Here is an 18,647-nt window from a genome sequence, read left to right on the forward strand (position 1 = left end):
GTTACCCAGCGTACTGCATGGTGGCCCACCACTCGGCATCGGCTTCGATCTCGCCCTGCGCGTTGACGTGGGGGTAAGGCAATTTTTTCTGCTTCGCAACGCGAGCCAGCACCGGATAACCACCTTCAAACAGCAGGCGCTGCTGTTCATCTTCCGGCAGCATGCTGTTGCTGCGCTCGTACATCCCGGCGTTCTGACGCTGGCGCTGCGCTTCATACAGAATGAGCGCGGAGGCCACGGAGACGTTGAGGGACTGGACCATGCCGGTCATCGGAATGATGATGTCCCGATCCGCCAGATCCAGTGCTTCCTCGGTGATCCCGGTTTTCTCCTGGCCCATCAGAATACAGGTCGGGCGGGTGTAGTCGATCTCGCGGAAATCTACGGCTTTAGCGGACAGGTTAGTCGCAAGGATCTGCATCCCGCGCCCTTTCAGGTGCGAGACGGCTTCACCGATAGTGTGATGATTTTTGACAGACACCCAGCTGTTGCTGCCTGCCGCCGCCGAGACCGTATTTCGCATACGGCCGTCCGGCCAGACGGCGTGCACTTCATGCACGCCGACGGCATCTGCGGTACGGACGATAGCAGAGACGTTATGAGGTTTATGGACCTGCTCCATGCAGACCGTCAGGTCAGGCTGACGCCTGGCGAGCATGTCGCATATACGCGCGTAACGTTGTGAATTCATGCCACTAGTTTCGGTTACGGGTGACTTTAATCACGTCCGGCATGACGCGGATCTTGCGCATAATATTCGCCAGATGCACGCGGTCGCGGGCGGTCAGACGAATAAAGGCACTATACACGCGGCCATCTTTTTCTTCCGTGTTCAGGCTTTGAATATTGGAAGACGCCGTGTTGATTGCTGCCGTCAGGTTCGCCAGGGCACCCTGGTGGTTGAACATATCCACCTTAATTTCGGTGATAAATTCCTGCGCGGTCTCTTTATCCCACTCGACCGCCATAAACTTCTCGGCTTCTTTCTGATAGCCGCGGATGTTACGACAGGATTCATGGTGGATAACCAGCCCTTTGCCCGGGCTGACGTGCGCAATAATCGGGTCGCCAGGGATGGGGCGGCAACATTTTGCGAAGGTGATCAGCACGCCGTCCGCGCCTTTAATCGGCAGGTGTCCGTGGCTTTGTGTAGTGGCAGGCACGGCTGTCGTGTCGCCCTGCTGCAAGTTCTTCGCCACCACCACGCTCATGGCGTTGCCGAGGCCAATCTCTGCCAGCAGATCGTCAAGCGAGGCGAGCTTCATGCGCTCCAGCTCACGCTGGACGTTCTCCTGCGGGATTTCGGCCAGCTTGCGGCTGCCGCCCAACGCGTGGTTGAGAAGACGACGCCCGAGGCTGACGGAATCATCACGCTTGAGGTTTTTCAACAGCTGGCGAATTTTGGCGCGCGCTTTAGAACTGACGACAAAGTTCAGCCAGGCCGCGTTCGGACGTGCGCCCGGCGCGGTAATGATTTCCACCGTCTGGCCGCTGGAGAGCGGTTGAGACAGCGGATAAGGCTGTCTGTCGACGCGAGCGCCCACGCAGGCATGCCCGATATCGGTATGCACGGCATAAGCGAAGTCGACCGGCGTCGCGCCCGCAGGCAGTTCGACAATGCGACCTTCTGGGGTGAAAACGTAAATCTCATCCGGGAAGAGATCGGATTTCACGCTCTCGATAAATTCAAACGAGCTGCCCGCACTCTGCTGAAGCTCCAGCAGGCTCTGCATCCAGCGCTGGGCGCGGATTTGTGCGGTCGTGCTGCTTTCGCCACCGTGCTCTTTATAGGCCCAGTGCGCGGCAACACCCATCTCCGCCATCTGGTCCATGTCTTCGGTGCGAATTTGCACTTCAACCGGCACGCCGTGTGGCCCGATCATCGAGGTGTGCAAAGATTGATAGCCGTTCGCTTTTGGAATGGCGATGTAATCTTTCATGCGACCCGGACGCGGTTTATACAGGCTGTGCATCTGCCCCAGCACGCGATAGCACGTGTCGGAGTCGTGGACGATCACGCGGAACGCGTAGATATCCATGATCGAGTGAAAACGCTGCTCTTTGAGCACCATTTTGCAGTAGATGGAGTACAAATGTTTCTCGCGGCCGCTGACGCGGCACGGAATTCCCGCTTCCTGTAACCGCCCTTCAATCTCAGAGAGGATCTTCTGAATCATCTCTTTACGGTTACCGCGTGCGGCTTTCACCACCTCTTTAATCACGCGATAGCGGTTCGGGTACAGCGCTTCAAAACCCAGCTCTTCCAGCTCGGTTTTAATGTGATGAATACCTAAACGGTGCGCCAGCGGACTGTAGATTTCGAGGGTTTCACGGGCAATGCGGCGACGTTTATCCGGGCGAAGTGAGCCCAGCGTGCGCATGTTGTGGGTACGGTCAGCGAGTTTGATGAGAATGACGCGGATATCCTGCACCATCGCCATAATCATCTTGCGGAAGTTTTCGGCTTGCGCCTCTTTCTTGTCGCGGAAATTCAGTTTATCAAGCTTAGAGACCCCTTCCACCAGTTCGGCAACGCTTTTGCCAAACAGCTGTTCCATGTCCTGGTAAGTGGCTGGGGTATCTTCAATCACGTCGTGCAGCAGAGCGGCCATCAGCGTTTCGTGGTCGAGTTTCATCTCGGCCAGAATACAGGCCACCGCTACCGGGTGCGTGATATAGGGTTCACCGCTTGAACGTGTCTGGCCCTCGTGAGCGTCACGTGCAACGAGATACGCCTGCTGAAGACGCTTAATCTGGTCTTCAGGCAGGTAGGTTTGAATCAGTTGATTCAGGCTTTCAAACAGATACAAGGGCGACCCGCAGGTTTAATTAACGACGACCTTCAGCAATAGCGGTTACGGCCTGCAGTTCTGCGGCTTCCTGCTCTTGCTGCTCCTGGCGCTCACGCACGTCGAGGATCTGGTTGTTAATCAGACCTTCTTCGATTTCGCGAAGTGCAATAACGGTGGTTTTATCGTTTTCTTCCGGTACCAGCGGATCTTTACCGCCTACCTGCATCTGACGAGCGCGACGCGCGGCGACCAGCACCAGGTCAAAACGGTTACCAATTTTCTCTACAGCGTCCTGAACAGTTACGCGTGCCATACTTAAAATGCTCCACAGGTGAAGAAATGACTGGGCATGATACTGAAAGTGGGTTCAGTCTGCCAACAGTTTGGTGATTAATGCGTCATGTCGCTGCTTCTGGCGGCTCATACGCAGACGTTCTGCGCGAAGAATGGTTTTGAGATCGCTCAGCGCGGCATCAAAATCATCATTCACAATAAGGTAATCATATTCCGCGTAATGGCTCATTTCTGCAACAGCCTGTTCCATACGCTTTGCGATCACTTCTTCGCTGTCCTGACCGCGGCCACGCAGGCGGCGATCCAGCTCATCTTTCGATGGCGGTAAAATAAAGATACTGCGCGAGTCAGGCATTTTCTTGCGAATTTGCTGTGCGCCCTGCCAGTCGATATCCAGGAACACATTCACGCCCGTGGCCAGAACCTGCTCAATGGTTTCACGCGAGGTGCCGTAGTAATTACCGAAAACTTCAGCGTGTTCAAGGAACGCGTCTCTGCCGATCATCGCTCTGAACTCGTCGTGATCTACAAAGAAATAGTGTTCACCGTGCACTTCACCCGGACGCGGCGCTCGCGTGGTGTGAGAAACAGAAACCTGTGTGTCGTACAATGGTTGGGTTTTTAACAGTGCCTGAATAAGGCTGGATTTACCCGCGCCACTAGGGGCAGAAACAATATAAAGCGTGCCTTGAGCCATGAGAGTCTTTTGTATGTGTTAGCGAAGAAGTCCTACATACGGGCTTATTATACACGTCACCGCCGTGTGACGTAGCCTTTGTCACACTTTTTCCCCTGGATTATTGAATTTTGCGTACCGTTTTCAGGTTTTATCTGTGGTTTACAGCAACAAAAAGAAATACCGGATAGCACCTCGCACGGTGAAACGTTGTCGTTAGCGTTGTTTTAGACATCGCGGTATATCTCCTGCAACACAAAGGAGGGGTAGCGATGTGGCGATGGATTAGCGGGTTAATGCTGTTGTGGTGTGGCTATGGCGCGGCGGTGTGTCCGGTGTGGTCGCAGGCCAAAGCAGAGAAAGAAATCGCGTCGTTAAGCGCGCAAATCAAACGCTGGGATGAGGCTTACTGGAAGCAGGGCGTGAGCGAGGTCAATGACGAGGTTTATGACCAGCTTAACGGGCGGCTAACGCAGTGGCAGCGCTGCTTTGGTACCGATCTTCCTGAGAACCGCCTTCCTGCGCTGGCGGGAAGCGTAAAACATCCTGTCGCCCATACGGGAGTTCATAAAGCCGCCAGCAAAGACGCACTTAATCAGTGGATGCACGGCCGGAGCAATCTCTGGATGCAGCCTAAAGTCGACGGCGTAGCGGTAACTCTGGTGTATCGCGATGGAAAGCTAACTCAGGCCATTAGCCGTGGAAATGGGCTTAAAGGCGAGGACTGGACGGCGCAAGCGCGCTTAATTCCGTCGGTACCTCATGAGGTGTCCGGCGAGCTGGCAAACAGCGTCCTGCAGGGGGAGCTTTTTTGGTTGCGTGACAACCACATTCAACAGCAGATGGGTGGCATGAATGCGCGCGCAAAAGTGGCGGGAGCGATGATGCGACAAAAGGACAACACGCTTCTGAACCAGACAGGGATATTTATCTGGGCCTGGCCGGACGGGCCGAAAGGCATGCAGAACCGGTTGTCTGAGCTTTCCAGGGCAGGATTTTCTCTGACGGCACGCTATACCCTGCCGGTTGAGACCGTTGATGCCGTCGAAAAACAGCGTTCGGCATGGCAAAACACCGCATTACCCTTTGCCACGGATGGCATTGTGGTCCGGTCAGCAGATGTTCCCGCAGGTGAAAATTGGCTGCCCGGAGAAGGCAACTGGGTCGTCGCGTGGAAATATCCTCCTGCAGCACGGGTCGCTGAGGTCAGCGATATTCATTTTACCGTGGGGCGAACGGGCAAAATTTCCGTTGTTGCGGCGCTGGAGCCTGTACAACTGGATGATAAACAGGTGCAGCGGGTGAGTCTGGGCTCGGTGGGGCGCTGGCAGAGGCTGGATATTGCCCCGGGCGATCAGATACAGGTCAGCCTGGCCGGGCAGGGTATTCCCCGGTTTGATAGGGTGGTCTGGCGGGGGATGGACAGGCAAAAACCCGAGCCTCCGGCCTCGCGTTATCATGCTCTTAGCTGTTTTTATGCTTCGCCGGAGTGCATGGAGCAGTTCTTTGCCAGGCTGACGTGGCTCAGCTCAAAGCAGGTATTCAATATTGAAGGATTAGGCGAGTCAGGATGGCGAACCCTCTGGCAGGCGCATCGTTTTGAACATCTCTTCTCATGGCTGTTATTAACCCAGTCTCAGCTGCAGGCTACACCAGGGTTTTCTTCAGCGCGCGGGCTGGCGCTCTGGCATCGATTTAATCTGGTGCGTGAGCAGCCATTTATCCGCTGGCTCATGGCACTCGGCGTTCCGCTGACGCAGGCTTCGCTGAAGGCGATGGGTGACATATCGTGGCAGGAGATGAGCGGGCGTAACGCAAAGGACTGGCAGACCTTGCCGGGAACGGGAGAAGAGAAGGCCAGGCAAATTGTTAACTGGATACACGCGCCAGAAATTGATGTGCTGGTCAGGTGGCTTGCTCAGCAGCACATCAACGGGTTCTGAAATCAGTGTGCGCTGTGTTTGTAATGAAAAACGGGAAGCCCGAGCTTCAGACGCAGCGCAAGCATGCGGGCAGTAAAGCCAAACAGCAGCGTGGAGATGACAACCACATCCTGGTTAGAAACGTAATGCTGCAGGGCAATATAGAGCACCGCTGCAGCAAAAGAGATACCCGCATACAGCTCTTTCTGGAAAACCAGGGGAATACGTTTGCAGAACATATCACGCAGCACACCACCGAACACCCCCGTGACCACGGCAGCAATGGTGGCGATGACCGGCCCTTCCCCCATATCGAGCGCGATTTGCGCGCCGATTATCGAAAAGACGATCAGCCCCAGCGCATCAAGCACCAGGAACAGGCGGCGCAGGTGGGGCATAACGGGTGCCACTATGGTGGTTAATACGGCAGCAGTGGCCACGATAATCACATACTCAGGGTGTTTAACCCAGCCGAGCGGGTAATGGCCCAGCAGGATATCGCGCACGGAACCGCCGCCCAGCGCGGTTGCTGTGGCAATAATGATCACGCCGAAGGTGTCCATCCGGCGACGTCCGGCGGCCAGTGCGCCGGTCATGGCTTCTGCGGTAATACCAATGAGATAAAGAATGTGAAGCAGCATATACCCTCCGGTGTGAACGCGAGGAGGTTAGCGATTTGTGCGCACGATCACGATTGAAATTTTCTAAGGCGAGCCATTTTGAATAAATTTAACTAATGAATGAATTTGGCAACTGTGTGCGCTAATGCCTTGTTTGCTAATGTAGATTGCCTTTCTTTTAAGGTGCGGTCACGACGTCTTTGGCGCGACTCTGGCTTATAAAAAGTAATCTTTAACGCGCAAAAGAATTCTTCTAACAATATACTCGATAATAAATTTATTAAATAAACAATTAATAAGAGTTGGCTACAATAAAAACGATTCTTTAATAATTTATCTGGTGAATTATTTATAACCTTTTATTGCAATGAAAATATCTTTTAGACAAAATATGCGCCCTTTTTGATTAAAAAACATCCTACATGATTAAGTGTCTGATTAAGTTATTTATTATTACAGCGGCATTAACCAGCACCAGCGTTTTTGCCGTCAATTGCCAGCGCGCCGCAACGCCGCTGCAGAATACAATTTGTAATAATGCCAATCTGCACTGGCTGGATGACACCATGACGAGCGTCTACCGGGCGATGCTGGTTTATCGTGATGCCGGGCAGGTGCATCAGGAGTTTGAGGCATGGGAGAAGTCGCTCGGTGAGTGTGCCTCGGACGACTGTATTGAGCGCGCTTACTACACCGGGATCAGCAGGATTGCTGACGTGCCGTCTGACTTCTCCTGGGAGGGGCGCTGGTGGAATACCAGTGCCGCCAACGTCAGCGGCGGAGTGATCCAGTTCAGCCATAGTGCGGACTGGTCAATTGTTGCTGATATTCGTATCTGGGCGGGATTGAATAAAGATGAATTCACCGCAGAAGCCCGAAAATTAAACGGTATGGTGCTGATCGATAATATGGTCGACAGCAAGCATTGTAAGGTGCTGTTTATTCCGCGGTTAAGCGGCGCCATTCAGGCATACAGCAATGCGGACTGGGGTTGCCGTCTGTTAATGCCCAGCGGCGCGTTTATTGATGGCCGCTATGTGAAGTCAGACCTGGATCCGCGGCCGAAAGCGACCCTGCAGTCGCTGGAGATCTTCCGGGATGCGAAGGTAGACGAACGCTTCCGTGCGCTGGTGGGTGACGAATACCAAAAGTTTGTGGATACCGCCAATATTTATATCTATCAGGACGATATTGATAATATCGGCGCAACGGTCGTTTCTATGTGGGTCCGTGGTGCCGCCAATACGCGTACGGCGATTATTATGTACACCGCGAACGACATCTGGGCAGCGCGGATTGAGCCTGACGATAAAGGCAAACTGGCATTTTCCTACTTCAGTACCCAGGGTAACGATACGGCTAAAATGCCGCGTACCCTGGCGGAATGGAAATTGCGCTACCTGTCTCAGTAAATCAGGCGAGCGTGCCCACCACGTTAAGATCGGCATCATCCGGCACTTCATTGTAGGAAAGCACGTGTAGCCCGCTGGCAAACAGTCTTCCGTAGCGCGAGATGACCGGCCGCAGCTGTGGCGTAACCAGCAGCAGCGGCGGCAAGCCTTTCGCTTTCATCTGCTCATAAATCATCGGCATCGTATTTTGCAGCTGGGTCAGGATATTCGGGTCAACCGGGAAGCTGTCCAGCGCCACTTTTCCTGCCTGCTGCGCCTGGTTGAGCGCGTTCAGCAGCATGTTTTCCAGCTGGCTATCGATGGTGTAGGCCGCCAACTGCGGACGATCGCCGTTGATGCTGTGGACGATAGCGCGACGCAGCGCGTAGCGCACATCTGAGGTGAGCAGTATCGGATCTTTTGTCACCGCCGAACTTTCAAGCAGCGTTGACGCGATGGTGACGATATCCTTGAGCGACACCTGCTCCAGCAGCAGCTGACGGTAAACCCGCAGCAGCTGGCTATAGTTGAGCGCGGCGCTTAAATCTTCTGCCAGCTTCGGTGCCTGCTGTGCCAGGCGGGCATGCAGATGGGTAATGTCGTCGTAGTTAAACAGCTCCGGCAGATGTTCGCGGGCGACTTTATTAATATGGGTCGCCACCACGCTGGCGCAATCCACCACCTGATAGCCAAGGTTCAGCGCCTTCGCTTTCTGCTCCGGGTCAATCCACACGATCGCCATCCCGTAGGCGGGGTCGGTATCCAGCACCCCGTCGATTTCACCGTACAGCTCGGTGCCGGGGATCGCCATCAGCTTGTCGGCGTTAACGTCCCCTATCGCCGTGCGGATGCCGTTGATATGAATCGCGTACTGCGCGGGCTTGAGGCGGAAGTTTTCGCGGATGCGAATTTCAGGCAATAGCACGCCGCATAGCTCAGAGATCACCTGGCGCACCCAGCGCACGCGCAGCGACAGCGGGCTGCCTCGTGATTCATCAACCATGGAGACCAGCTTATAGCCCAGGTTCAGGCCTATCGGCTCTACCAGCGGAATGCTGTCCCAGGTAATCGGCGGGTTGGCATCAGGTGCCAGCGCGTCGCTGATGGCCTCCATGTCCGTCTCTTGCGGTGCAGGCTGCACCGCCTTGCTTTGTCGCCAGGCGGCAAACAGCAGCAGAGCGGTAAAGCTCAGGAAGGCAATGTGCGGCATACCCGGCACGACCGCGAGGATAAACATCACGAATGCGGCGGTGTACAGCACCCTCGGTTTGGACAGCAGCTGGCTTTTAATTTCGTCGCTGATGTCGTTACCTTCACTGACGCGGGTAACGATGATGGCGGCGGCGGTGGCCAGCAGCAGCGATGGAATCTGGGCGACCAGGCCGTCACCAATCGTCAGCAATACGTACTGGCGAAACGCATGGCTGGCATCCAGATCGTATTTAAAGATACCGATACAGATACCGCCGATCACGTTGATGATCAGCACCATGATGCCGGCGATGGCGTCGCCGCGCACAAACTTCGATGCACCGTCCATCGCGCCGTAGAAGTCCGCTTCCTTCGCTACTTCCTGACGACGCGCTCGCGCCTGTTGCTGATTGATGAGCCCCGCATTCATATCGGCGTCGATCGCCATCTGTTTGCCCGGCAGCGCGTCCAGCGTAAAGCGCGCGGAGACTTCTGAAATACGTTCCGCCCCTTTGGTGACCACCACAAAGTTAATGATCATCAGGATGATAAACACCACGAAGCCGACGACGAAGTCGCCGCCGATAACCACCTGGCCGAAGGCTTCAATGACCTTACCGGCCGCCCCTTCACCCAGATGACCGTTCAGCAACACGACGCGCGTCGAGGCCACGTTTAGCGTCAGGCGCATCAGCGTGGTGATCAGCAGCAGGGTCGGGAAAACGGCAAAATCCAGCGGACGCTGCATGTTTACCGCCACCAGCAGCACGATGACCGCCAGCACGATATTGAATGTAAACAGGATGTCCAGCATCAGCGGCGACAGCGGTAGGATAACCATCGCCAGCACGCAGAGAAGCAGGACAGGTACCGCAACTTGCCCCTTGCGGAGCACGCCCAGCACGTTGTGCAACTTACTGTTCGCCATTGGCTTTTAATACCTCTTGAGGAATATCAATGTGCCTGTTCAGGCGGGGTTTTTGCTCAACGCGACCCTCGCGCCAGGATTTGAGCTGCATGACGTAGGTCAGCACGTGAGCGATGGCGCGAAACAGCTGCGCCGGAATTTGTTGATTAACGCGGGTGGTGTAGTACACCGCCCGCGCCAGCGGCGGGAATTCCACTACTTCGATGCTGTGGCTGGCACCCACTTCGCGGATCCACAGCGCCACGTCGTCTATGCCTTTCGCGACGATATACGGCGCTTCCGCCTTCTGCGGGTCGTATTTAAGCGCCACCGCGTAGTGGGTTGGGTTAGTGATGATGACGTCGGCGGTGGGCACGGTCCGCGAGATCTGCCCCATCGCCATCTGGCGCTGTAGCTGGCGAATACGCCCTTTAATCTGCGGATTACCGTCGTTGTTCTTGTACTCTTCTTTCACTTCCTGCTTGGTCATGCGCATCTTTTTTGTGAACATAAACTTGCTCAGCGGCACGTCAAGCAGGGCGAAAATGACGATAACGGCGACGAAATAGCTAACAACGTGATGGAAAATAGAGAAACCGTGCGTAATCGCCTGGTTCAGGTAGAGCCGCTGCAGGTGCAGAAGATCGCCCATCTGGCTATGTACCATTGTGTAAAGCACGGCGAGGATGGTCGCGCATTTGAGCAGCATTTTGCCGACTTCCGTGTAATGGCTGGCGGAAAACATGCGCTTGATGCCGCTTATCGGGCTGAGCTTTTTAAAGTCCGGCTTGAGCTTCGTCGGGGTAAATATCCAGCCGCCCGGCACCAGGCTGGCCACGATGCAGGCCAGGGGAATCGGGATTAACGTAGCGATAAAGCGCAGCAGTACGCTCAGGTTGAGCATCAGGAACTGGTTCAGAATGGTCGGGTTATCGAGGTCCTGCGCCATCGTGCCGGCGGCGGCGAACGACTCGGCGATCAGCTGCCGGTAGTAGGGCAAAAACGCCGCCAGAGTGAAAAAGGACGCCACCAGCCCGACGGCCATGGTCAGATCTTTTGAACGGGGAATATCCCCCTTTTCCCGCGCTTTGCGCAGCTTCCCGGGGGTGGGTTTTTCGCTTTTATCGCCGCTGGAGGCCATCACTGCACCCTTATGGCGTCAAGTTTCGCCAGAATTTCATTGGTCAGATTGAGATAGTGATCCGGAATATTGGTCACCAGCATTGAAATACACAGCAGCCCAAACAGCATGCTGATAGGGAACCCGAGCGAGAACAGGTTTAGCGTCGGAGATACCCGGTTAAGCAGGCCGAAGCCGCCCTGAACGATCAGCATCACGAAGGTGGTCGGCAGCGCAATCAGCGTTGCGGAGGCCATAATCCAGCCCAGACCCTGAACGACCAGCATGAGCGACGGCTGGTTAATGGCCTGCCCGATGGGCCAGTAGCTGAAACCCTTGAACAGAATGGTCACCAGCAGTAAATGCCCGTCCATAATGAAAAACAGCAGGCCGCAGAAGATATAGATAATCTGTGCGATAACCGTGGTGGAGCTGCCGTTGACCGGGTCGTTCATCATCGCCATCCCGAGCCCCATGTTCATCGACAGAATATGCCCGGCCGTTTGCAGCGCGACGAACACCAGCTGCAGCGCCGTGGCGAAGATAAACCCCCACAGCAGCTGTTCACCAATCAGCAAAATACTGCGCAGGGAAATCAGTTCGTTAAGCACCACGTTGTGCGGCAGCATCGGCGTAATGATGATAGCCAGTGCCAGCGCGGTGCCGATTTTGATGCGCCTTGAAAAGACGCGGTTATCGAGCACCGGGGCAAACTGTAGAAAGGCGAGGATGCGGAAGAAGGGCAGCACCAGCGCCATGACCGGCGTCCACAGCGCCTGAATATCGATTCCCATGACGCCTTAGCCCACCAGTGCCGCCGCCTGATGAAAAATCTGGACGGTGAAATCCACCAGCTGCGTCAGCATCCATTTTCCGGCGAATATCAGTACGCCCAGCGTCACGACCAGGCGCGGCAGGAAGCTCAGCGTCTGTTCGTTAATCTGCGTGGTGGCCTGGAAAATACTGACGCACAGGCCGACGATAAGGCTGGGGATAATCGCCACGGCGGAGATCACCAGCACCAGATGAATACCGGAGGCCATGATGTCGCCCGCCGTGTCCATGTTCATCATCGCTACAATCCCTGCACGCTGGAGGTGAGCGTACCGACGATCAGCGTCCAGCCGTCGCACAGCACGAACAGCATCAGCTTAAACGGCAGCGAGACGATGAGTGGCGACAGCATCATCATCCCCATTGCCATCAGAATACTGGCGACAATCAGGTCGATAACCAGGAAGGGGATGTAGATCATAAAGCCAATCTGGAAGGCCGTTTTTAGCTCGCTCAGCAGATAGGCCGGGGTGACGATGGTCAGATCCTGCTCGCGGGCATCGCCTTCCACCCCGGCGATGGTCATGACCTGCGCCATCGCTTTATTGTTGGTTTGCGCCAGCATGTACTTCTTCAGCGGCGCTTCGGCGTTGACCAGCGCCTGTTTCAGGGTGATCTGGTCATTCTGGAACGGCTCGACGGCATCGGCATAAATCGTTGTCCATACCGGACGCATCACCAGCAGCGTCAGAGCCAGCGCAATGCCGGTAAGAATTTTGTTAGGTGGACTCTGTTGCAGACCCAGCGCCTGGCGCAGGATCGCCAGCACGATGATAAAGCGGGTGAAACAGGTCATCATCAGCACCATGATCGGCAGCAGGCCGAGCAGGGTCATCAGGATCAGGATTTCAATTTTGACGTTGTAATCCTGCCCGGCGCCGTTCGCCGTGGTGCTGAACAGCGTGATATCACCGTTCGCCGCCAGTACCGACGGGGCAAACAGCAGGCTGGCCAGAAGCAGCAGCGAGCAGCCGCTGCGGTAAAACGTGCGGTTCATCGGGTGAGCTCGCCCAGTTCTTTTGCATTGAACTCGATAATGCGCAGGCCGTATTTGTCGTTCAGGACAACCACTTCCGCTTTGCCGAAGGGAATGCCGTTCACTTTGATATCCAGCGGCTCGCCGGCCATTTTATCCAGCTCGATCACGGAATCGCTGTTGACCGACATCAGTTCGGCCAGCGAGATATCCACGGAGGAGACTTCCAGGGTCAGCGTTACCGGAATACGGCTGAACAGCGCCATGCGGCGTTCGTCGGTTTGCGGCGCATGACGAATTTCAGGCTGCATATCGAGGCGGATATTGCCTTCAACGGTCTCTTCCTGCGGCATATCGCTCAGGTTCAGGTCGTCCAGATCCAGAGACTGGCTCAGCTCATGTTGCAAATCACTCATATTACTTCTCGGTTGTCTTGTCGTGGATATCGCATAAAAAAAGCTTGCTGCGATCTTCGGCGATTGCGGCTTCAAAAATCTGTTCTTTACCGATAAACACCGGTACCGGTTCATTTATCGCGATGGGGATGATGTCCCCGGGTTTGATGTCGGCAATCTGGGCAACGGTCAGGTTAAGGCTGGCGAGGCGGCCGGTCAGCTTCAGCGGCAGGCTGTCGAACAGGCGTTCAATCTGTGCCGGGCTTAAGCTCATGCTCTGCTCAACGGCCCGAGCGCTGCCGTCCGGCGCGCGCAGCGTCGCCAGCATCTGGTCGACATGATGATTGTCGAGCAGCACGGTGAAACTGCCGTGGCTATACCCGGCCAGGGTAAAGGTAATGCCCCAGACCCACTGATTAATGACCGAGGAATAATCAACCCTGATATCCAGCTCTTCGCCAAACGTTTCTTTGCATATAATCAGCGACGTGAGTTCTTGCCCCAGTTTGCTTTTAAGGCGCTCTTCCGTTTTGGTTACCGGTAAAGATTCATCGGGCGCTATATGGTTGGTGTCTTTACTCAACCCATAATAATCATGAAGGACGTTGAGTAATAAAATACGGTCAATAACAAAGCCAATATTCCCGTAAGGCGTAGAGAATATTTGCGCATTCTTATAATGCTTATCAATGACAAACGTCATGGATTCTAACGCGGCGTTGACCCGTAATTTTTTCAGAAAGTAAATGCTCAGGCGTGCATCCAGGATATCAAAGCTATCATTCATTAATTTAGGTAGCTTATGCCATGGGCGGCCGAGTTTACTGACATCAAGTTTTACCAGTTCAGGAAGGTTATTCTGCTGGTGGATTCTGATTCGCTCTGAAGCAGGGTACATGATTATTCCGCTTTAATAACAATTCCTGATGTGACAATAACGCGAGGATGACGACCGTTGCGACTCATCACGAAAATTTTTCTGCACGCATTTGAGTTTTGAAAACGTTGTGACGCTTATCACTGGCATCGAAGGATCGTTGCCTGTCGAAAGCCAAATGCCTTTTTATTCAGGCTGAGGATTAGACCTTTCTCTTCTTTTTAATGCAAGACGCTGACGGTTATTAATCAATTATTTTTCCGGCAAAAGTCTGATTAATAACTACGGCAACTAATTGAATTTAAAGGATTGATGTTTTAATATGCATTAAAGATAAGACAATTCTTAGACGATACGTATACTAGGCAACATATTTTCCAGGAAGATTCCTTTCCTCGTGAAAATAAATTAGGTTTTAATCTTTATTAACATTATTTAAACGTTTTCCATTATCCAACAGACAATGGATAAACGGTCGTGGGGGTTAATAAAGATGTAGCGAATTCTTCTTTTTTTAGTTCTTTTAATGGTACTCCAGAATGAGCATTATCATTGAACGTGAAGACCGTAATGGAGAGGGCTTTATTGCCGCCTCCCCTGCCAGCGTGGGTGTGATGTCATTAGCCCGCCGCGTTGCTAAATATAATGTGTCAGTATTGGTCACCGGCGAGACGGGAACAGGAAAAGAGTGTATTGCTAAATATATTCATGAACATGCCTGCACGCGCGGTGCGCCGTATGTTGGCGTTAATTGCGCGGCGATCCCGGAAAGCATGCTGGAAGCCATTTTATTTGGCTACGAAAAAGGGGCATTTACCGGTGCGGTCGCCAGCGTGGCCGGAAAATTTGAGCAGGCCAACGGCGGAACGTTACTTCTGGATGAAATTGGCGATATGCCGCTGTCTCTGCAGGCAAAATTATTACGCGTATTGCAGGAGCAGGAAGTCGAACGACTGGGAAGCCACAAGCGTATTCCACTCGATATTCGTCTGATTGCCTCAACCAATAAAGATCTGCAGCAGGAAATTGCGGAAGGGCGTTTTCGCCAGGATCTGTTTTACCGTATTTCCGTGGTGCCTATTCATATCACGCCGCTGCGCGAGCGCAAGCAGGATATTTTGCCGCTGGTTCAGCAATTTATTGCGAAATACCGCGCCTTTCACAAAGGCGACGTGCGTCTGAGCGACGACGCTCGTAACGCGCTGCTGAGCTATGACTGGCCGGGCAACGTGCGTGAGCTGGAGAACGTGATTCAGCGGGGCATGATCCTCGGCAACGGTGACGAAATCAAAGCCGCCGATCTTGGCCTGGTGGCGCGCGTACCGCTGCCGGAAAACCCGGCAGTAGGCATGATGCCCGCCTACCGGGAGCAGGACAGCAGTTCTGCCATTCACGACGTCAAGCTGCATGGCCGCATGGCGGAGTACCAGTACATCATCGACCTGTTAAAACGCCATAAAGGCAACAAATCGAAAACGGCGGCGTTCCTGGGCATTACCCCTCGCGCGCTGCGCTATCGCCTTGCGTCGATGCGCGACGAAGGCATTGATATTGAATGTTATTCCTGAGGCAAGAAGGAACGAATCATGGACAAAATAGCTGCCGCAGGTATTAACACCGCGCAACAGGCGCTGCTGGAACGTATGCAGCGCACGGCCTCGCTGGCGTCTGCCGGTGCGGTAAACCTCTCCCCGACGATAGCGCCAGCGAATGACGCGTTTACCCGTACGGACCCGGTCTCTTTCTCGCGCGTACTGAACAACGCCATCGACAACGTCGATGCGTTGCAGCACAGCGCCAGCGCAAAGCAAACCGCGATCGATATGGGACAAAGCGACGATTTAGCCGGTGCCATGATTGAGAGCCAGAAAGCCAGCGTGGCCTTTTCGGCCATGATGCAGGTGCGCAATAAGCTCAACAGCGCGCTGGACGACGTGATGAATATTCCGCTGTAAGGTTTGTACCGTGTTAAACAAAATCAAAGCTCGTCTCCCCGCGCTCTCTCTGCCCTCTGGCGTCAACAACCGCAAACTGCTGGCGATTGCCGGCGGCGCGGTGCTGGCGCTCGGGATCGTCGCCTCGCTGTGGAACCACAATCAGGGTTATGTCGCCCTTTACGGCACCCAGGAACAGATCCCGGTTTCACAGGTGGTGGAGGTACTGGGCGCGGAAAATATTGCCTACCGCGTTAACCCCGATAACGGCCAGATTCTGGTCAGCGAAAGCAAACTTCCGCAGGCGCGCATGGCGCTGGCGGCAAAAGGCATCAGCGCCGCGACGCCGGACGGCTACGAGCTGATGGATAAAGAAGAGATGCTCGGCAGCAGTCAGTTCATCCAGAACGTGCGCTACAAGCGCAGCCTGGAAGGCGAGCTGGCGAAAAGCATTATGGCGCTCGATCCCGTGGAACACGCCCGCGTGCATCTTGGCCTGAGCGAGTCCAGCTCGTTTGTTCTGACCAACAAACCGAGCAGCAGCGCGTCGGTGATCGTGCAGCTGCGCTACGGCAAACGGCTGGATGACCAGCAGGTGGCCTCTATCGTGCAGCTGGTTTCCGGTTCCGTGCCGGGCATGGCTCCGGGCAGCGTTCGCGTGGTCGATCAGGCGGGCAACCTGCTTTCAGACGGGATTGAAGGCCCGGATGGAAAACTCACGGGGTCGCGCGCCGGCAACGACGTCGTGCAGCGCATCCGCGACGATACCCGCAAGAACATCACCACGCTGCTGACCTCCCTGGTGGGCGAGGGGAACTTCCGCATCAGCGTTGCGCCGACCGTGGACTTAAGCCGCGTGGAGGAGACGCAGGAGCGGCTGGGCAAAGAGCCGCGCGTGAGCGACGAGCAGATAAGCCAGGAAAACAGCACCAACGAAATGGCGTTTGGTATTCCCGGCTCGTTAAGTAACCGCCCTGTGAATCAGAACCCGCAGGCGGCCGCAGCTCAGGCCACCGGCCAGGCAGCGCCTGCCGCCGCGGCTAACACCAACACGACCACCAGCGATCCTCGCTCCCTGAGCAACCGCAGCCAGGAGCAGCGCAAGTATGCGTTCGACCGCGATATCCGTCATATCCGCTATCCCGGCTATAAGCTGGAGAAGCTGAGCGTGGCCGTGGCGCTTAATCAGACCGCTCCCGCGCTGGCAAAAATCACCCCCGAACAGTTGACCTCCATTACCCGCCTGGTGGAAAGCGCCGCCGGGATCGATAAACAGCGCGGCGATGCCTTAACGCTGGACGTGCTGGCCTTTAGCGCGCCTCAGAGCGACGGCCCGCTGACCGAAAAATGGTGGAAGGATCCGGATATGCAGTACTGGGGGCAGAACGGCGGTATTGGCCTGCTGCTTCTGCTGACGCTGTTCTTCGGCGTTCGTCCGCTGGCCCAGCGTATGGGGCGCCGCGAGCGCGTCGTGAAAGACGTCGCACAGGACGACGCGGCGCTGCTGACGGACGAGGCGTATGTGGCTGAAAACGGGCTTTCCACGCTGTCGAAAGCGGGTTTCAACAATAATGACGATTTGCTGCCGCCGCAAAGCTCCGGCCTGGAAACCAAAGTCGAGTATCTCCAGGTTCTGGCCCAGAGCGAAACAGAGCGGGTAGCAGAAGTTCTGAAACAATGGATTAACAGCAATGACCGAAGCAATAGCAAACCGGACCAGTAACGCCAAAGGGCGTAGTCGCCTGGAGCAGGCGGCGATCTTGCTGATGAGCGTGGGCGAAGAAGCCGCCGCGCAGGTGATGCAGAAACTCACCCGCGAAGAGGTGGTGCTGCTTAGCGAAACCATGGCGCGCCTGCACGACGTGAAGGTCAGCCACGCGCGCCAGGCGATGAACAACTTCTTTTCAGACTACAGCGAGCAGAGCGGCATCAACGGCGCGTCGCGCTCCTACCTGCGCAGCATTCTGGAAAAAGCGCTGGGCGGTGAAATTGCCCGCAGCGTGATAAACGGTATTTACGGCGACGAGATCCGCTACCGGATGGCGCGCCTGCAGTGGGTCGATATTCCCCAGCTGGCCGCGCTGATTGAGCAAGAGCATCTGCAGCTGCAGGCGGTTTTCCTCGCCTTCCTGCCGCCGGACATTGCCGCCAGCGTGCTGAGCGTGCTGCCGCGCGAGCGTCAGGATGAAATTATCTACCGCGTCGCCCGCCTGGACGACGTGAACCGCGATGTGATCGACGAGCTGGATCGCCTGATCGACCGCGGCATCGCGGTGCTCTCTGAGCATGGCTCAAAGGTGGCGGGCATCAAGCACGCGGCCAATATCGTCAACCGTATCCCCTCCAATCAGCAGCAGCTGCTGGAGCAGCTGCGCGAGCGCGATGAAAGCGTTGTCGACGATCTGCAGGACGAAATGTACGAATTCTTTATTCTCAGCCGCCAGACGCCAGCCACGCTGCAGCGCCTGATGGACGAAGTGCCGATCGAAGAGTGGGCCGTGGCGCTGAAGGGGACCGAGCCGGTGCTGCGTCAGGCCATTTTCAACGTGATGCCGAAGCGCCAGGTGACCTTGCTGCAAAGCACCACCAGCCGCATGGGGCCCGTGCCGGTCAGCCGTATTGAGCAGGTGCGAAAAGAGATTATGCAGACCCTGCGCCAGCTGGTGGAAGAGGGTGAGATCCAGGTGCAGCTCTTCGCAGAACAGACGGTGGAATAAC

18 protein-coding genes are annotated in these 18,647 nt (G+C 55.3%); 6 read left to right on the plus strand and 12 right to left on the minus strand.

Going from position 1 to position 18,647, the window contains the following annotated elements; all coding sequences use genetic code 11:
- Position 1: 1 nt before the first annotated feature.
- Genes trmH through gmk form a run of 4 tightly spaced genes read right to left on the minus strand, consistent with a single transcriptional unit; the run spans position 2 to position 3,783 of the window.
- Positions 2-691, minus strand: a complete 690-nt coding sequence (trmH, locus tag ABR39_RS25685; protein ID WP_047347513.1) for a tRNA (guanosine(18)-2'-O)-methyltransferase TrmH — start codon at positions 689-691, stop codon at positions 2-4.
- 4 nt (positions 692-695) lie between these two features.
- On the minus strand, positions 696-2,810 hold the full coding sequence (gene spoT / locus ABR39_RS14575; RefSeq protein ID WP_047347514.1) for a bifunctional GTP diphosphokinase/guanosine-3',5'-bis pyrophosphate 3'-pyrophosphohydrolase: 2,115 nt from the start codon (positions 2,808-2,810) through the stop codon (positions 696-698).
- A 19-nt stretch (positions 2,811-2,829) separates the two neighbouring features.
- Positions 2,830-3,105: a DNA-directed RNA polymerase subunit omega gene (rpoZ, locus tag ABR39_RS14580; RefSeq protein ID WP_000135058.1), complete on the minus strand. Its 276-nt coding sequence runs from the start codon at positions 3,103-3,105 to the stop codon at positions 2,830-2,832.
- 54 nt (positions 3,106-3,159) lie between these two features.
- Entirely contained in the window at positions 3,160-3,783 is a 624-nt protein-coding gene (gene gmk, locus ABR39_RS14585) for a guanylate kinase (protein ID WP_010426438.1), read from the minus strand.
- Between the two features lie 251 nt (positions 3,784-4,034).
- Here gmk and ligB point away from each other — a divergent pair, with 251 nt between their 5' ends.
- Positions 4,035-5,705: an NAD-dependent DNA ligase LigB gene (gene ligB / locus ABR39_RS14590; RefSeq protein ID WP_047347515.1), complete on the plus strand. Its 1,671-nt coding sequence runs from the start codon at positions 4,035-4,037 to the stop codon at positions 5,703-5,705.
- A 2-nt stretch (positions 5,706-5,707) separates the two neighbouring features.
- On the opposite strand, the gene ABR39_RS14595 is transcribed toward ligB, so the two are convergent.
- A complete protein-coding gene (locus tag ABR39_RS14595; protein WP_047347516.1) occupies positions 5,708-6,325 on the minus strand; it encodes a trimeric intracellular cation channel family protein in 618 nt (205 codons plus the stop codon).
- 545 nt (positions 6,326-6,870) lie between these two features.
- Here ABR39_RS14595 and ABR39_RS14600 point away from each other — a divergent pair.
- Entirely contained in the window at positions 6,871-7,716 is an 846-nt protein-coding gene (locus ABR39_RS14600) for a hypothetical protein (RefSeq protein WP_240477074.1), read from the plus strand.
- 1 nt (position 7,717) lies between these two features.
- Here ABR39_RS14600 and ABR39_RS14605 read toward each other — a convergent pair whose 3' ends face one another.
- Genes ABR39_RS14605 through ABR39_RS14635 form a run of 7 tightly spaced genes read right to left on the minus strand, consistent with a single transcriptional unit; the run spans position 7,718 to position 14,016 of the window.
- Positions 7,718-9,814 (minus strand): flagellar biosynthesis protein FlhA, encoded by a 2,097-nt coding sequence (locus ABR39_RS14605; protein WP_047347518.1) that lies wholly within the window; start codon positions 9,812-9,814, stop codon positions 7,718-7,720.
- Positions 9,801-10,937: a flagellar biosynthesis protein FlhB gene (gene flhB, locus ABR39_RS14610; protein WP_165587284.1), complete on the minus strand. Its 1,137-nt coding sequence runs from the start codon at positions 10,935-10,937 to the stop codon at positions 9,801-9,803. Before flhB ends, ABR39_RS14605 begins: the two co-directional genes overlap by 14 nt.
- Complete coding sequence (gene fliR / locus ABR39_RS14615; protein WP_047347520.1) at positions 10,934-11,707, minus strand: flagellar biosynthetic protein FliR; 774 nt, start codon at positions 11,705-11,707, stop codon at positions 10,934-10,936. The genes flhB and fliR overlap by 4 nt, the downstream gene beginning before the upstream one ends.
- A 6-nt stretch (positions 11,708-11,713) precedes the next feature.
- Positions 11,714-11,986, minus strand: a complete 273-nt coding sequence (fliQ, locus tag ABR39_RS14620) for a flagellar biosynthesis protein FliQ (RefSeq protein WP_047347521.1) — start codon at positions 11,984-11,986, stop codon at positions 11,714-11,716.
- Between the two features lie 2 nt (positions 11,987-11,988).
- Positions 11,989-12,744 (minus strand): flagellar type III secretion system pore protein FliP, encoded by a 756-nt coding sequence (gene fliP / locus ABR39_RS14625; protein ID WP_047347522.1) that lies wholly within the window; start codon positions 12,742-12,744, stop codon positions 11,989-11,991.
- Complete coding sequence (fliN, locus tag ABR39_RS14630; RefSeq protein WP_047347523.1) at positions 12,741-13,139, minus strand: flagellar motor switch protein FliN; 399 nt, start codon at positions 13,137-13,139, stop codon at positions 12,741-12,743. Before fliN ends, fliP begins: the two co-directional genes overlap by 4 nt.
- 1 nt (position 13,140) lies before the next feature.
- On the minus strand, positions 13,141-14,016 hold the full coding sequence (locus ABR39_RS14635; protein ID WP_047347524.1) for a FliM/FliN family flagellar motor switch protein: 876 nt from the start codon (positions 14,014-14,016) through the stop codon (positions 13,141-13,143).
- A 518-nt stretch (positions 14,017-14,534) separates the two neighbouring features.
- Here ABR39_RS14635 and ABR39_RS14640 point away from each other — a divergent pair.
- The 4 genes from ABR39_RS14640 to ABR39_RS14655 are packed head-to-tail and all read left to right on the plus strand — an operon-like array spanning position 14,535 to position 18,646.
- Positions 14,535-15,563, plus strand: coding sequence for a sigma-54 interaction domain-containing protein (locus ABR39_RS14640; RefSeq protein ID WP_047347525.1), 1,029 nt, complete (start codon positions 14,535-14,537; stop codon positions 15,561-15,563).
- An 18-nt stretch (positions 15,564-15,581) separates the two neighbouring features.
- Positions 15,582-15,950, plus strand: a complete 369-nt coding sequence (gene fliE, locus ABR39_RS14645; protein WP_047347526.1) for a flagellar hook-basal body complex protein FliE — start codon at positions 15,582-15,584, stop codon at positions 15,948-15,950.
- A gap of 10 nt (positions 15,951-15,960) precedes the next feature.
- The gene (gene fliF / locus ABR39_RS14650; RefSeq protein ID WP_047347527.1) at positions 15,961-17,652 is read left to right on the plus strand and encodes a flagellar basal-body MS-ring/collar protein FliF; all 1,692 of its coding nucleotides are present in this window, start codon (positions 15,961-15,963) and stop codon (positions 17,650-17,652) included.
- Positions 17,621-18,646: a flagellar motor switch protein FliG gene (locus tag ABR39_RS14655; protein WP_047347528.1), complete on the plus strand. Its 1,026-nt coding sequence runs from the start codon at positions 17,621-17,623 to the stop codon at positions 18,644-18,646. The genes fliF and ABR39_RS14655 overlap by 32 nt, the downstream gene beginning before the upstream one ends.
- Position 18,647 lies beyond the last annotated feature (1 nt).

Origin of the sequence: Enterobacter genomosp. O (assembly GCF_001022965.1) — a bacterium.
Taxonomy (GTDB): domain Bacteria; phylum Pseudomonadota; class Gammaproteobacteria; order Enterobacterales; family Enterobacteriaceae; genus Enterobacter; species Enterobacter cloacae_L.

Bases quoted from the DNA above. Each gene is read 5' to 3' on its own strand.
- trmH (WP_047347513.1), bottom strand. From the start codon at position 691: ATGAATTCACAACGTTACGCGCGTATATGCGACATGCTCGCCAGGCGT.
- rpoZ (WP_000135058.1), bottom strand. From the start codon at position 3,105: ATGGCACGCGTAACTGTTCAGGACGCTGTAGAGAAAATTGGTAACCGT.
- gmk (WP_010426438.1), bottom strand. From the start codon at position 3,783: ATGGCTCAAGGCACGCTTTATATTGTTTCTGCCCCTAGTGGCGCGGGT.
- ligB (WP_047347515.1), top strand. From the start codon at position 4,035: ATGTGGCGATGGATTAGCGGGTTAATGCTGTTGTGGTGTGGCTATGGC.
- ABR39_RS14595 (WP_047347516.1), bottom strand. From the start codon at position 6,325: ATGCTGCTTCACATTCTTTATCTCATTGGTATTACCGCAGAAGCCATG.
- ABR39_RS14600 (WP_240477074.1), top strand. From the start codon at position 6,871: ATGACGAGCGTCTACCGGGCGATGCTGGTTTATCGTGATGCCGGGCAG.
- ABR39_RS14605 (WP_047347518.1), bottom strand. From the start codon at position 9,814: ATGGCGAACAGTAAGTTGCACAACGTGCTGGGCGTGCTCCGCAAGGGG.
- fliR (WP_047347520.1), bottom strand. From the start codon at position 11,707: ATGGGAATCGATATTCAGGCGCTGTGGACGCCGGTCATGGCGCTGGTG.
- fliQ (WP_047347521.1), bottom strand. From the start codon at position 11,986: ATGATGAACATGGACACGGCGGGCGACATCATGGCCTCCGGTATTCAT.
- fliP (WP_047347522.1), bottom strand. From the start codon at position 12,744: ATGAACCGCACGTTTTACCGCAGCGGCTGCTCGCTGCTGCTTCTGGCC.
- fliN (WP_047347523.1), bottom strand. From the start codon at position 13,139: ATGAGTGATTTGCAACATGAGCTGAGCCAGTCTCTGGATCTGGACGAC.
- ABR39_RS14635 (WP_047347524.1), bottom strand. From the start codon at position 14,016: ATGTACCCTGCTTCAGAGCGAATCAGAATCCACCAGCAGAATAACCTT.
- ABR39_RS14640 (WP_047347525.1), top strand. From the start codon at position 14,535: ATGAGCATTATCATTGAACGTGAAGACCGTAATGGAGAGGGCTTTATT.
- fliE (WP_047347526.1), top strand. From the start codon at position 15,582: ATGGACAAAATAGCTGCCGCAGGTATTAACACCGCGCAACAGGCGCTG.
- ABR39_RS14655 (WP_047347528.1), top strand. From the start codon at position 17,621: ATGACCGAAGCAATAGCAAACCGGACCAGTAACGCCAAAGGGCGTAGT.